The following is a 12314-nucleotide window of genomic DNA, read 5'->3' on the forward strand; positions in this document are numbered from 1 at the left end:
CAAACCCATGCGATTACTTCTGGTTGAAGACGATGTGATGATTGGTGAGGCCGTGCTGGACCTGCTGCGCGCCGAAGGTTACGCGGTCGACTGGGTCAAGGACGGCGCCCACGCCGATGAGGTGTTGCGCGAGCACGGTTATGACCTGCTGCTGCTGGACCTGGGTTTGCCCAAGCTGGATGGCCTCACGGTGCTGGAGCACCTGCGTGCACGCAAGGACCGGGTGCCGGTGTTGATCGCGACCGCTCGCGACGCGTTAAACCAGCGTGTGGCCGGGCTGGACAAAGGTGCTGACGACTACATCATCAAACCCTACGAATTCGATGAACTGCTGGCGCGCATCCGGGCGCTGCTGCGCCGGGCCGCCGGGCGTGCCGAGCCGGTGTATGAACACCTGGGTGTCAGCATCGACCCCGCCACCCGGGAGGTGTGGGTGCGCGGGCAGGCCGTGTCGCTGTCGGCGCGTGAATGGTCGGTGCTGGAGCTGTTGCTGGCGCGCCCGGGTATGGTGCTCTCGCGCAAACAACTCGAAGACAAACTCTACAGCTGGCGCGACGAGGTCAGCAGCAATGCGGTCGAGGTGTACATCCACGGGCTGCGCAAAAAACTGGGGGCCGAGCTGATCCAGAACGTGCGGGGCGTCGGCTACATGATGCCCAAGGGTGCGCCGTGAAGCTGCCACATACCCATTCTCTGCGGGCCCGGTTGTTATGGTTGTTGTTGGTGGCGGTGGTGGCCACGGCCTTGCTCCAGGCGGCTGTGGCCTACCGTGCCGCGCTGGCCGAGGCCGACGCATTGTTTGACATCCAGATGCGGCAAATGGCTTTGTCGCTCAGCCCCGGCATGCCCGAGGGGGGGCAACTGGTGCCCAGCGACGGCAGTGGTGATCAGTATGATTTTTTGATCCAGGTCTGGACCTCTGACGGGCTGAGCCTGTTTCAGTCCACCACCCACGCGACCCTGCCCCAGCGTGCGGTGCTGGGTTACTCCACCATCCAGGCGCGTGGCACCACCTACCGGCTGTACTCCTTTGACACCGGCTCGCAGGTGATCCAGGTGGCGCAGGATGAACAGGTGCGCCAGGCCATGGCGGCCAAGCTGGCGTTACGCACCGTGTTGCCCACCGTGGCGCTGGTGCCGCTGCTGATGCTGCTGGTCTGGTGGGTTGTGAGTTCGTCCTTGGCCCCGGTGACACGGGTGCGCCAGCAGGTAGCGGCCCGTGAGGCCGATGAACTCGGGGAGCTCGCCGAAGATCAGTTGCCTGACGAAATCCGTCCGCTGGTGCACGAGCTCAACCTCTTGTTTGGCCGGGTCACGCAGGCGTTTGAGGCACAGAAAAACTTTGTCGCCGATGCGGCGCACGAGTTGCGCACCCCGCTGGCCGCGCTCAAGTTACAGGTGCAGATGTTGCGCCGCGCGGCAGACGAGCGCAGCCACGACATCGCGATCAACCGGCTCAACGCCGGCATTGACCGTGCCAGCCGGCTCATCGAGCAACTTCTGGTGCTGGCACGCCAGCAGTCCGGCACGCAGGCTCAGAGCACCACGGTGGATCTGGGCACCATGGTGAAAACCGTGTTGGAAGAACAGGTCTTCCCGGCCCAGGCCAAACAGATCAGCATCGATACCCAGATCAGCACCCCAGTCTGGGTGTTGGGCCAGGTGGATGCCCTGCAGATCCTGGTGCGCAACCTGGTCGACAACGCCATCAAATACACCCCGACCACCGGCCGCATCCTGGTGACGGTGTTGAGCGAGGACGGTCGACCCTGGCTGGAGGTGCATGACAGCGGTCCGGGGATTGCGCCCGCCGACCGCAGCAGGGTGCTGGACCGTTTTTACCGCGTGGCCGGTTCCGAGGTGGGTGGCAGCGGCCTGGGGCTGGCCATTGTCAAAACCATCGCCGATGCCCAGCATGCACAAATCACACTCGACGCCTCCGAGCCGCTGGGTGGTTTGCGGGTCAGGGTTGAATGGCCCACTCCGGTGTTGCCCCTGGCACCCAACGGGTTGACCCAAGCCTCTTAAGCCCGGTTTAAGCGGTTTTAAGCCCGCTCTAAGCAGGGGTTCACACACTGAACGGGTGTTCAACAAAGTGTGGAGAAACCGCTATGAAAAAACCGTTTGTTGCCAGCCGTGTGGTGTTGTCCTTGGTGCTCGGGGGTGTTCTGGGTGGCGCTGCTGTCACCACCTTCAGCCTGACCCATGCCCAGGCCGCCTCGCTGGTGTCTTCTGCGCCCGCCGTGTCAACCGCTGTGCCCAACGCCTCGATGAGCCTGCCAGACTTCTCACAGATTGCGCAGCAGCATGGCCCGGCGGTGGTCAACATCACCGTCACCTCTCTGAAAAAGGTGTCCAACCAGGGCGGCGGCGGAGCGGTGCGCCAGCGTGGTTTTCCGGGTCTTGACCCGGACGACCCGTTTTATGAATTTTTCCGCCGCTTTCAGGGCCCCGGTGGTTTGGCCGGGCCCGATGCCTCCCCCACACCCACACGTGGTGAGGGCTCGGGTTTTATCGTCAGCGCCGATGGCCTGATCATGACCAACGCCCATGTGGTGCGTGATGCGACCGAGGTCATGGTCAAACTGACCGACCGGCGCGAGTTTGCCGCCAAGGTGCTTGGCTCCGACCCCAAGACCGATGTGGCGGTGATCAAGATCGACGCCCACAACCTGCCCACCGTGCCGCTGGGCCAGGCCAAGGACCTCAAGGTGGGGGAATGGGTGCTGGCGATTGGTTCGCCGTTTGGTTTTGAAAACAGTGTCACCGCCGGGGTGGTCAGTGCCAAGGGTCGCTCCCTGCCTGATGACAGCCTGGTGCCCTTCATCCAGACCGATGTGGCGGTGAACCCGGGCAACTCGGGCGGGCCGCTGTTCAACACCAGGGGTGAGGTGGTGGGCATCAACTCGCAGATCTACAGCCAGTCCGGCGGTTACCAGGGCCTGTCGTTTGCCATCCCGATCGAGCTGGCCAGCAAGATCAAGGACCAGATTGTGGCCACCGGCCATGCCAGCCATGCGCGTTTGGGGGTGGCCATTCAGGAGGTCAACCAGGCGCTGGCCGACTCGTTCCACCTGGCTCGCCCCGAGGGTGCGTTGGTGTCGAGTGTCGACGCCGGTGGGCCCGCTGACAAAGCGGGTTTGCAAAGTGGTGACGTGATCCTCAAGGTCAATGGCCAGCCGATTGTGGCTTCCAGCGACTTGCCTGCGCTGATTGGCGCAGCCGCACCCGGTGACAAGCTGGAGCTCGACATCTGGCGCCAGGGCAAGCCCGAACACCTCAGTGCCAAAGTGAGCGACGCCAGTGACAAGGCAGAGAACGTGGCTGCGGCGCCCGGCGCTGCCGGTCAAGGCCGTCTGGGCCTGGCCTTGCGTGCCCTGACACCGCAGGAAAAACGCGCGGCCGGTGTTGCGGCTGGTTTGTTGGTGGAAGACACCACCGGTCCCGCAGCATTGGCCGGTGTCCAGGCCGGTGATGTGTTGCTGGCGGTGAATGGTGCGCCGGTGCAAAGCCTGGAGCAGGTGCGCAGCCAGGTGGCCAAGTCGAACAAGTCGGTGGCCCTGCTGATTGCGCGTGACGGCAGCCGGATCTTTGTGCCGGTGCGGCTGGGCTGATGTTGTACCGGTCTTCATTGACACCGCGCCCATGTGGCGCGGCAGAGCCCGCCGCACCCGAGGCGGCGGGTTTGTCGGCCCACATTCTGCCCACCTCGGCCACGATGATTGGGGTGTGTATGACAGTGCTGTCCATCGGGCGCGTGGGTGCGGGCGCCAGCTGGCACATGCTGATCGACAAGGCGCTGGCGGTGGATGCACTGATTTTCCTGGCCAGCGCCTTTTTGTCGTTTGCCGCCATGCGGGCCCAGGTGGGTGGGCGGCGTTATGAGCGCTGGGCTGACGTGGTGTTTCTGGCCGGTCTGGGTGTGTTGGTGGTGGTGGCGCTGAGCCTCGCCTTTACCATCCGCTGAGTGTCTGTCGGTGCGCTACAGCCCACTTGGCACGCCACTTTTGTCCAATAATGGGTGCGTGGACAGAGGGGCTGTAGCGACCTGCTGTTGCCGGGATGACCGGGTGGGCATCTTGTATTTTTGATAGCTACTAGGCCAATATTTATAAGGGCTAGGAGCCAAAATGACTGATAAACATACGCTAGGTGCGCCACCGCTGGATGACACGCTGGCAGCGTCCGGTCTGAGTGCCGCGCAGGCGGCAGAGCGTTTGCAGCAGGACGGCCCCAACAGCCTGCCGACCGACCAACCGCGTGGCCTGTGGGCCATTGTGCGTGAGACCCTCTCCGACCCGATGTTTGCCCTGTTGCTGGGTGCCGCTGTCTTGTACCTGGTGCTCGGTGACTTGCAGGAAGGGCTGATCCTGTTGGGTTTGGTGCTTGTGGTGCTGGCGCTGACCCTGTACCAGGAAGGCAAGACCGAACACGCGCTGGCCAGCCTGCGTGATTTGACCAGCCCGCGTGCGCTGGTGCTGCGCGACGGTGAACCGCGCCGTGTTGCCGGGCGTGAGGTGGTGCAGGGCGACCTGCTGATCCTGGCCGAAGGTGACCGCATCGCCGCCGACGCCTTGCTGGTTCAGGGCGAGGAGGTACAGGTCGATGAGTCGCTGCTCACCGGTGAGCCTTTGCCGGTGGACAAGCAGGCGGCGGTGGACGCAGGTGTGTTGCCAGCAACACCGTCCTCGCAGCTGTTTTCTGGCAGCTTGTTGGTGCGTGGCCATGGCCGGGCGCGGGTCACCGCCACTGGCGCACGCAGCGAGATTGGTCACATTGGCAGCGCCCTGGAGAGCCTCACAAGTGAGGCCTCACCACTTCGCTTGCAAACCGCGCAACTGGTCAAAACACTGGCGCTGATCGCGGTGGTGGCCAGCTTGTGCCTCGTGCTGGCCTATGGCTTGCTCAAGGGGGACTGGCTGGGTGCGCTGCTGGCGGGTATTGCGCTGGCCATGGCGCTGTTGCCGCAGGAGTTCAGCGTGGTGCTCACGGTGATCCCGGCGCTGGGCGCCTGGCGTTTGTCCAAACACAAGGTGCTGACCCGACGTATTGCCGCGATCGAGACCCTCGGCGCCACCAGTGTGTTGTGTGTCGACAAAACTGGCACCCTGACCGAAAACCGCATGACCGTGGCCCAGCTGTATGCCGAGGCGGCCACCGGACCTGCGGGGGGGGTGATCCAAGGGGAGAGCCTAGGCGTGGACTACGCCCGCACCACCGAGCTGCCGGAGGCCTTTCACACGCTGGTGGAGTACTCGATCCTGGCCAGCATGAGTGACCCGTTTGACCCGATGGAGAAGGCCTTTCACCGCCTGGGCCAGCATTTTTTAAAAGACACCGAACACCTGCACCGCGACTGGACCCTGATGCAGCACTACGGCCTGACGCCCGAGTTGCGCGCCATGTCGCACGTCTGGAAGGCGGTCGAAGGCCAGGCCAATGTGGTGGCCGCCAAGGGTGCGCCCGAGGCGATTGTGGACTTGTGCCACATGGACAGCGCCGCCCAGGCACGCGTGGCGGCCGCGGTGGAAGTGATGGCGGCGCAGGGCCTGCGGGTGCTGGGTGTGGCACGGTCCCGTTTTGAGGGCATGGACTGGCCAGCCATCGAGCATGACTTCGCTTTCGAATTTGTCGGTCTGCTGGGCCTGGCTGACCCGTTGCGCCCGGAGATTCCCGAGGCGGTGGCGCAGGCGCGCGGTGCCGGCATCCGGGTCGTGATGATCACCGGTGACTACCCGGCCACCGCCCAGGCCATTGCGTTGGCAGCGGGCCTGCCGGCGCCTGCGGTGGCCGAGGCTACCCCAAACTGGTTGTTAACCGGGGATGTCTTGGCGCAACTGGATGATGCTGCTTTGCAGCAGCGCATGCGCAACGTCAGCGTTTGCGCTCGCATTGCTCCCACGCAAAAGCTGCGCATTGTGCAAGCGCTCAAGGCCAGCGGTGAAGTGGTGGCGATGACTGGCGACGGCGTCAACGACGCGCCCGCGCTGAAAGCCGCCCACGTGGGTGTGGCCATGGGCGAGCGCGGCACCGACGTTGCGCGTGAGGCGTCGTCGATTGTGCTGCTGGACGACAACTTTGCCGGGCTGGTGCAGGCGGTGCGTCTGGGGCGGCGCATTTTTGACAACCTGCGCAAGTCCATGTGTTACATCCTGGCAGTGCATGTGCCGATTGCCGGCATGGCGCTGCTGCCGGTGCTGCTGGGCTGGCCCACGGTGTTGTTCCCTTTACACATTGCGTTTCTGGAGCTGGTGATTGACCCGGCCTGCTCGATGGTGTTTGAGAACGAACCGCCCGAGCCCGACCTGATGCAGCGCCCGCCTCGCGATGTGACGACACCCTTGTTTGGTGGTTTAACGCTGTTGTGGGCGCTGTTGCAGGGTCTGGGGGCGCTGGCTGTGGTGTTGCTGGCCACCTGGTGGGGCATGGCCCATTTGGGGGAAGGTGCGGCGCGGGCCTTTGCTTTTGCCACTCTTGTGGCGGGTAACCTGGCGCTGATCCTGGTCAACCGCTCTCGCAGCGGCTCATTGCTGACGCGTTTGCGGGTGCCGAACCGCAGCTTGTGGTGGGTGTGTGCGGCTGCACTGGCCCTGATGGCGCTGGCGCTGTACCTGCCCTGGCTGGCTGGCCTGTTCATGTTTGATGTGTTGCCGCTGCCCTGGCTGGCCGTCGCGCTGGGGCTGGGTGGCCTGCTGGTGGGGGTGTTTGAGGCGGTCAAAACTGCCGGTCGCTTCCGTGCAGCAGCCGGAGGAGGCTGAGGCCCTGGCTGCTAAACCCCGTGCAACTCGCGCAGGCGCTGTACCTTGTCCAGGTTGACCTTGACCTGCACCGTGTGGGCGGCCACCGGTGCTTTCACGGCTTGCCCAGCTTGGCTGGTATTGCGGTAAGCATAGGCGCTGACCGGCATGCCCGCCGCATTGATGATGCTGGCCACATGCGGGCTGTTGGCCTTGCTGCCACGGGCGATCACCACCGCCGTCTCGCCGGTAGCCAGCTGCACATAACTGCCGGGTGGGTAAAAGCCCAGCGCCGCCGCCATGGCGTGGCGCAGCAAAGTGGTGTCGGGTGAGCTGTTTTTGACCAAAATTTTGGTGGCGTCCAGAGGCAACATGGCTTGGCGCACCCGGCGCGGCGCCATTTTGGCGGTCAGCGTGTCGGCCAGATGCAGCAGGCGCACCAGCATCAGCGCGTTGGTGTCATCCGTCAGCAGGTCCGGCGTGTGGTGCCAGCGCACCAGGTTCAGCAGGCTGCTGTCCTTGACACCCAGCGCGCTCAACATGCTCACACTCAGGCCCGCGTGCTGGTTGATGTCTTGCCGTTGTGCCGGGGTCGGGCTGGTTTTCTGATGCGTCAGCGTGTCCTGCAGGCGCGCCATGCCGATGTTCATCACCAGCGCAGCGCGCAGCAGCGTGAAACGTGCCGCCAGCGGCAGCGCCAGCTTGTCGGCGGTGAGCACCGCCACCACACCGGTCAGCAGCGCATGGCTGGCGCAGTAACCCAGCTGCAGCTCGGGCAGCGCCTGGAACAGCACAAACAGGCCCTCGTCGGGGTCCTGGGTCAGCAAGGCCAGCGCCCGGTCTTCCAGCGCCTGTAGCCGGGGCAGCGGGCAAACCGCCAGCTCACCCTGGTAAAGAAGGCCGCGCAACACGTCCTGCACATCCATCCAGCCGCCGTTGAGCTCGTGGCCGGACAAAAAATCTTCTTCCTCAATCACCCAGGGTAGCGGCAGTTGGGCAATCAGTAACATGTCGGCGCCCTCGTTGTAGAAGGCCCGCATCTGGCGCTCCAGGCTCTTTTGCCAGGCCTGAGCGTCGGTTTCGGTCATGCAGGCCTGGTGGCTGCGCAGCATCTCGCGGTGCGCCTCGGACTGCAAGACCTGCTGGCGGCGCAGCAACAGCCGCCCGCTCGGGCTCCAGATGTCCACCGGCAGCGGTTTGCCCAGCTGCACCCGCTCCAGCGGCACTGGCCGATAGCTGGACATCAGTCCTGGACCTGGACTTGCACCGGCACCCGTGGCGCCAGTGCACACATCAGCTCGTAGCCCAGGGTGCCCGCGTGTTGGGCCACCTCGTCAATGCTGAGCACCGCCCCGTTGCTGGCGCGGCCCCACAGCGTGACCTCGGTGCCAAACCCAACCGCCTGGCCTGCCGCCACCAGCGGCGTGAGGTCCACCGCGAGCATGTCCATGCTGACGCGCCCGAGTGTGCGGGTGCGCACACCGGCCACCAGCACCGGTGTGCCGGTCGGGCAGATGCGCGGGTAACCGTCGGCATAACCGCAGGCCACTACGCCCACAACGATTGGGCGTTCTGCCACAAACTTGGAGCCATATCCGACGCTATCCCCCGTATCTATTGACTGAGTAGCTATGATCTTTGAGGACAGCGTCATGGTCGGCAACAAATCCCAGTCGGTGATGTTGTGCTCAGGAAAGTCGGGTGCGCTGCCGTACAGCACGATGCCGGGCCGGATCCAGTCCGAGGCCAGGGCCTCGTCGTTGCCTGGGGTGGTTTCGTCGTCGGGGCGGGTGTGGCGCAGGGTGGCCGCGCTGTTGCTCACCGAGCGTTCGCCCGGCAAATCACGCGTGACCTGGTTGAACACCCGGATCTGATGTGCGATGCCACGCGGGCCATCGGCGTCGCTGAAGTGGGTCATGAACGAGATCTCGTCCACCTGCGTCAGGGCGTTCAGGCGGCTCCAGGCCGAACGAAAACGCTCGGGCGTGAAGCCCAGGCGGTTCATGCCCGAGTTCATTTTGAGGAACACCCGGTGTGGCACATTGGTCTTGTGCGCCGCCAGCATGTCGATCTGTTCGTCGCAATGCACCGCATGCCACAGGTCCAGGCGTGAACACAGCTCCAGGTCACGCGCTTCGAACACACCTTCGAGCAGCAGGATCGGGCCGCGCCAGCCCAGGGCACGCACACGCTGGGCCTCCTCCAGGTCGAGCAGGGCAAAACCGTCGGCACTGCGCAGGCCCTCATAAGCGCGTTCGATGCCATGGCCGTAGGCGTTGGCTTTGACCACCGCCCAGGCTTTGGCGTCGGGCGCGGCGCGGCGGGCACGCGCCAGGTTGTGCTGCAGTGCAGCAGGATGGATGGTGGCGAGGATGGGGCGTGGCATGGCAGAGGGGGCTTGGGGACAATAGCGACAGGCCAGATTTTGACACCGCTCTACCGTGCTATAACTCCGGCCTGTTCGGAGACAACTTACCTCGATTGGAGCCTGCAAGCCAGGCATGTCTTTTCCCTGATGAAACGCGGTTTTTACACCATCATGGCGGCGCAGTTTTTTAGCTCGCTGGCCGACAACGCCTTGTTTGTGGCTGCCGTGCAATTGCTGCGCTCCAGCCACTCTCCCCAATGGCAGCAAGCGGCTTTGGTGCCGATGTTTGCGCTGTTTTATGTGGTGCTCGCGCCGTTTGTGGGCGCTCTGGCCGACTCCATGCCCAAGGGCCGGGTCATGCTGATCAGCAACTTCATCAAGGTTGCGGGCTGCCTGTTCATGCTGTTTGGCACCCACCCGCTGATGGCTTATGCGGTGGTCGGTCTGGGTGCTGCGGCGTATTCACCCGCCAAATACGGCATCCTGACCGAGCTGCTGCCGGCCTCCCAACTGGTCAAGGCCAATGGCTGGATCGAGGGCCTGACCATCGGCTCGATCATCCTGGGGGTGTTGCTGGGTGGCCAACTGGTGGCGCCCCTGATTGCCGACAAGATTCTGGCGATCAAGTTTCCCATTGCTTACCTGGGCATCAACACCCGGGCCGAGGCGGCTATTGCGGTGCTGATTTTTGTCTACCTGCTGGCGGCCTGGTTCAACACCCGCATCCCGCAGACCGGGGTGCTGATGCGCCCGCTGCCCAAAAAAATGAGCTCGCTGCTGCCCGATTTCTGGTCGTGTAATGCCCGTCTGTGGCGCGACAAGCTGGGCCAGATCTCGCTGGCCGCCACCACCCTGATCTGGGGTGTGGCGGGCAATCTGCGGTTTATTGTGCTGGCCTGGGCGGCTGCCGCGCTGGGCTACGGTGTGACCCAGGCCTCGGCCCTGCAAGGGGTGGTGGCGATTGGCATGGCGGTGGGCGCGGTGGTGGCCTCGATGCGCATGCGGCTTGAAGACGGCCCGCGTGTGATCACGCTGGGCATTGGCATGGGGCTGCTGATCATCATGTTGATCTTCATCACCAATGTCTGGGTGGCTGCGCCGTTTTTGATTCTGCTGGGCGCGCTGGGTGGCTTTTTGGTGGTGCCGATGAACGCGCTGCTGCAGCACCGGGGCCACAACCTGATGGGTGCGGGTCGCTCGATTGCGGTGCAAAACTTCAACGAACAGGCCTGTATTCTGGTGCTGGGTGCACTCTACAGCCTGTCCACCGGGCTGGGGCTGCCGACCTTTGGCGCGATCACTTTGTTTGGCCTGGTGATTGCCGGTTTCATGTGGCTGATCAAACGCTGGCATGCCCGCAACTGCCGCGACCATGCGACTGAGGTGGAGCGGCTTCTCGCGATAGCCAGAAACGACAAAGCCCACGGGTGATGTCACGGCGTGTTTTCACGCACATTCGAAAGGCTCCCATGACCACTGTGTATGACTTCGAGGCGCTGTCGATTGACGGCAAACCGGTGCCCCTGAACCAGTTCAAGGGCCATGCGATGCTGATCGTCAACACCGCCAGCGCCTGTGGTTTCACGCCGCAGTTTGCCGGGCTGGAGAAGCTGCATGCCACCTATGGCGCCAAAGGGCTGGTGGTTTTGGGGTTCCCGTGCAACCAGTTTGGTGCGCAGGACTCAGGCAGCAATGGTGAGATCGCCCAGTTCTGCCAGCGCAACTACGGTGTGAGTTTTGCCATGATGGCCAAGATCGACGTCAATGGCAGCGGCGCCCACCCGCTGTACCAGTGGCTCAGCGGCCAGGCCCCGGGCCTGCTGGGCACCAAGGCCATCAAGTGGAACTTCACCAAGTTTCTGGTCGGCAAGGACGGTGCGGTGCGCAAACGTTACGCACCGACCGACACCCCGGCCAGCCTGGCCAAGGACATTGAGGCCGCGTTAGCAGCCTGATTCAGTGCCCCTCAGGACGCCCGGCTTGCCAGCCGCAAAGCGGCGTCACGCAGGGCGTCTTCGGTGGCAGTCCAGCCCAGGCAGGCGTCGGTGATCGACACACCGTAACGCAGGTCTTCGGGCTTGCCCAGCTTCTGGTTGCCCTCCTGAATGTTGGACTCCAACATCACCCCCTTGATGGCGCGGTTGCCCTCCACCAGCTGGCCCACCACGTCCTTGAGCACCAGGCTTTGTAGGTTGTGGTTTTTGCGCGAGTTGGCGTGGCTGCAGTCGACCACGATGTTGACCGGCAGCTTGGCCGCCGCCAGTTCGTCGGCCGCCTCTGCCACCGACACCGAGTCGTAGTTGGGCACGCTGCCACCGCGCAGGATCAAATGGCCAAACGCATTGCCACGGGTGTGGGTCAGTGCCACTTGGCCAAATTCGTTGATGCCCAGAAACGCGTGCGGCTGGGCGGCGGACAACATCGCGTTCACCGCCACGTCCAGGCTGCCGTCGGTGCCGTTTTTGAAGCCGACCGGGCTCGACAGGCCGCTGGCGAGTTCGCGGTGGGTCTGGCTCTCGGTGGTGCGGGCACCAATCGCGCTCCAGGCAATCAGGTCACCCAGGTACTGCGGGGTGATCGGGTCCAGCGCCTCGGTGCCGCAGGGCAGGCCCATGTCGTTGAGGTCCACCAGCAGCTTGCGGGCGATCTGCAGGCCGTCTTCGATGCGGAAGGAATCGTCCATGTGTGGGTCGTTGATCAGGCCCTTCCAGCCCACGGTGGTGCGTGGTTTCTCAAAATACACCCGCATCACCACAAACAGCTGGTCTTGCACCTCGGCCGCCAGCGCCTTGAGGCGCTGTGCGTAGTCCATGGCGGCGGGGATGTCGTGAATCGAGCACGGCCCCACCACCACCAGCAGGCGCGGGTCGCTGCCCTGCAGGATGTTGGCCACCGTCTGGCGCGCCTGGCTGACGGTGCGCATGGCACGGTCACTGGCGGGCACCGCGTCGTGCAGCGCGGTGGGTGACAGCAGGGTTTGCTGCGACAACACGTTCAGGTTTTCAAAGGCGTTCGGGAAGGTCATGATGGTGTGATGAAAAATGTGGCTCTGGCCCTGATTCTACGTGGGCTGGTAGCTATGCTAAGCATAGTGCTCTGGCGGCCATGGTGCAAAGATGCTGGGGGAACAGTATCAGTCAGGCTACTTTTCTTTACAAGACTTTGCAGAACTCAACTGCCAGCCGGTGATCCAATCAGGGCTCTCTTTG

General features: G+C 63.9%; 10 protein-coding genes. 7 read left to right on the forward strand and 3 right to left on the reverse strand.

Annotation, left to right across the window (positions count from 1 at the left end; all coding sequences use genetic code 11):
• The first annotated feature begins 7 nt into the window (after positions 1-7).
• From KKO72_RS15230 to KKO72_RS15250, 5 genes are all read left to right on the forward strand, one after another.
• The gene (locus tag KKO72_RS15230) at positions 8-673 is read left to right on the forward strand and encodes a response regulator (RefSeq protein ID WP_214940275.1); all 666 of its coding nucleotides are present in this window, start codon (positions 8-10) and stop codon (positions 671-673) included.
• Positions 670-2028: an ATP-binding protein gene (locus KKO72_RS15235; RefSeq protein WP_214940279.1), complete on the forward strand. Its 1359-nt coding sequence runs from the start codon at positions 670-672 to the stop codon at positions 2026-2028. Before KKO72_RS15230 ends, KKO72_RS15235 begins: the two co-directional genes overlap by 4 nt.
• An 83-nt stretch (positions 2029-2111) precedes the next feature.
• On the forward strand, positions 2112-3614 hold the full coding sequence (locus tag KKO72_RS15240; protein ID WP_214940299.1) for a Do family serine endopeptidase: 1503 nt from the start codon (positions 2112-2114) through the stop codon (positions 3612-3614).
• A complete protein-coding gene (locus KKO72_RS15245; RefSeq protein ID WP_251140694.1) occupies positions 3614-3967 on the forward strand; it encodes a hypothetical protein in 354 nt (117 codons plus the stop codon). Before KKO72_RS15240 ends, KKO72_RS15245 begins: the two co-directional genes overlap by 1 nt.
• 163 nt (positions 3968-4130) lie before the next feature.
• On the forward strand, positions 4131-6758 hold the full coding sequence (locus KKO72_RS15250; protein WP_214940302.1) for a cation-translocating P-type ATPase: 2628 nt from the start codon (positions 4131-4133) through the stop codon (positions 6756-6758).
• A gap of 11 nt (positions 6759-6769) precedes the next feature.
• Here KKO72_RS15250 and KKO72_RS15255 read toward each other — a convergent pair whose 3' ends face one another.
• Entirely contained in the window at positions 6770-7981 is a 1212-nt protein-coding gene (locus KKO72_RS15255) for an HD-GYP domain-containing protein (RefSeq protein ID WP_214940305.1), read from the reverse strand.
• The gene (gene alr, locus KKO72_RS15260; protein WP_214940309.1) at positions 7981-9123 is read right to left on the reverse strand and encodes an alanine racemase; all 1143 of its coding nucleotides are present in this window, start codon (positions 9121-9123) and stop codon (positions 7981-7983) included. Before alr ends, KKO72_RS15255 begins: the two co-directional genes overlap by 1 nt.
• Positions 9124-9252: 129 nt before the next feature.
• Between alr and lplT the strand changes: the two genes are divergently transcribed.
• Positions 9253-10536 (forward strand): lysophospholipid transporter LplT, encoded by a 1284-nt coding sequence (gene lplT, locus KKO72_RS15265; RefSeq protein ID WP_214940312.1) that lies wholly within the window; start codon positions 9253-9255, stop codon positions 10534-10536.
• A 38-nt stretch (positions 10537-10574) separates the two neighbouring features.
• Positions 10575-11060, forward strand: a complete 486-nt coding sequence (locus tag KKO72_RS15270) for a glutathione peroxidase (protein ID WP_214940315.1) — start codon at positions 10575-10577, stop codon at positions 11058-11060.
• Between the two features lie 11 nt (positions 11061-11071).
• On the opposite strand, the gene KKO72_RS15275 is transcribed toward KKO72_RS15270, so the two are convergent.
• Positions 11072-12130 (reverse strand): 3-deoxy-7-phosphoheptulonate synthase, encoded by a 1059-nt coding sequence (locus tag KKO72_RS15275; protein ID WP_214940317.1) that lies wholly within the window; start codon positions 12128-12130, stop codon positions 11072-11074.
• Positions 12131-12314: the final 184 nt, after the last annotated feature.

The sequence above is a fragment of the Rhodoferax sp. U11-2br genome (assembly GCF_018619435.1).
Taxonomy (GTDB): Bacteria; Pseudomonadota; Gammaproteobacteria; order Burkholderiales; family Burkholderiaceae_C; genus Rhodoferax.

Coding starts and splice junctions, on each gene's coding strand:
- KKO72_RS15230 (WP_214940275.1), top strand. CDS start 8: ATGCGATTACTTCTGGTTGAAGACGATGTGATGATTGGTGAGGCCGTG.
- KKO72_RS15240 (WP_214940299.1), top strand. CDS start 2,112: ATGAAAAAACCGTTTGTTGCCAGCCGTGTGGTGTTGTCCTTGGTGCTC.
- KKO72_RS15245 (WP_251140694.1), top strand. CDS start 3,614: ATGTTGTACCGGTCTTCATTGACACCGCGCCCATGTGGCGCGGCAGAG.
- KKO72_RS15250 (WP_214940302.1), top strand. CDS start 4,131: ATGACTGATAAACATACGCTAGGTGCGCCACCGCTGGATGACACGCTG.
- KKO72_RS15255 (WP_214940305.1), bottom strand. CDS start 7,981: ATGTCCAGCTATCGGCCAGTGCCGCTGGAGCGGGTGCAGCTGGGCAAA.
- alr (WP_214940309.1), bottom strand. CDS start 9,123: ATGCCACGCCCCATCCTCGCCACCATCCATCCTGCTGCACTGCAGCAC.
- lplT (WP_214940312.1), top strand. CDS start 9,253: ATGAAACGCGGTTTTTACACCATCATGGCGGCGCAGTTTTTTAGCTCG.
- KKO72_RS15270 (WP_214940315.1), top strand. CDS start 10,575: ATGACCACTGTGTATGACTTCGAGGCGCTGTCGATTGACGGCAAACCG.
- KKO72_RS15275 (WP_214940317.1), bottom strand. CDS start 12,130: ATGACCTTCCCGAACGCCTTTGAAAACCTGAACGTGTTGTCGCAGCAA.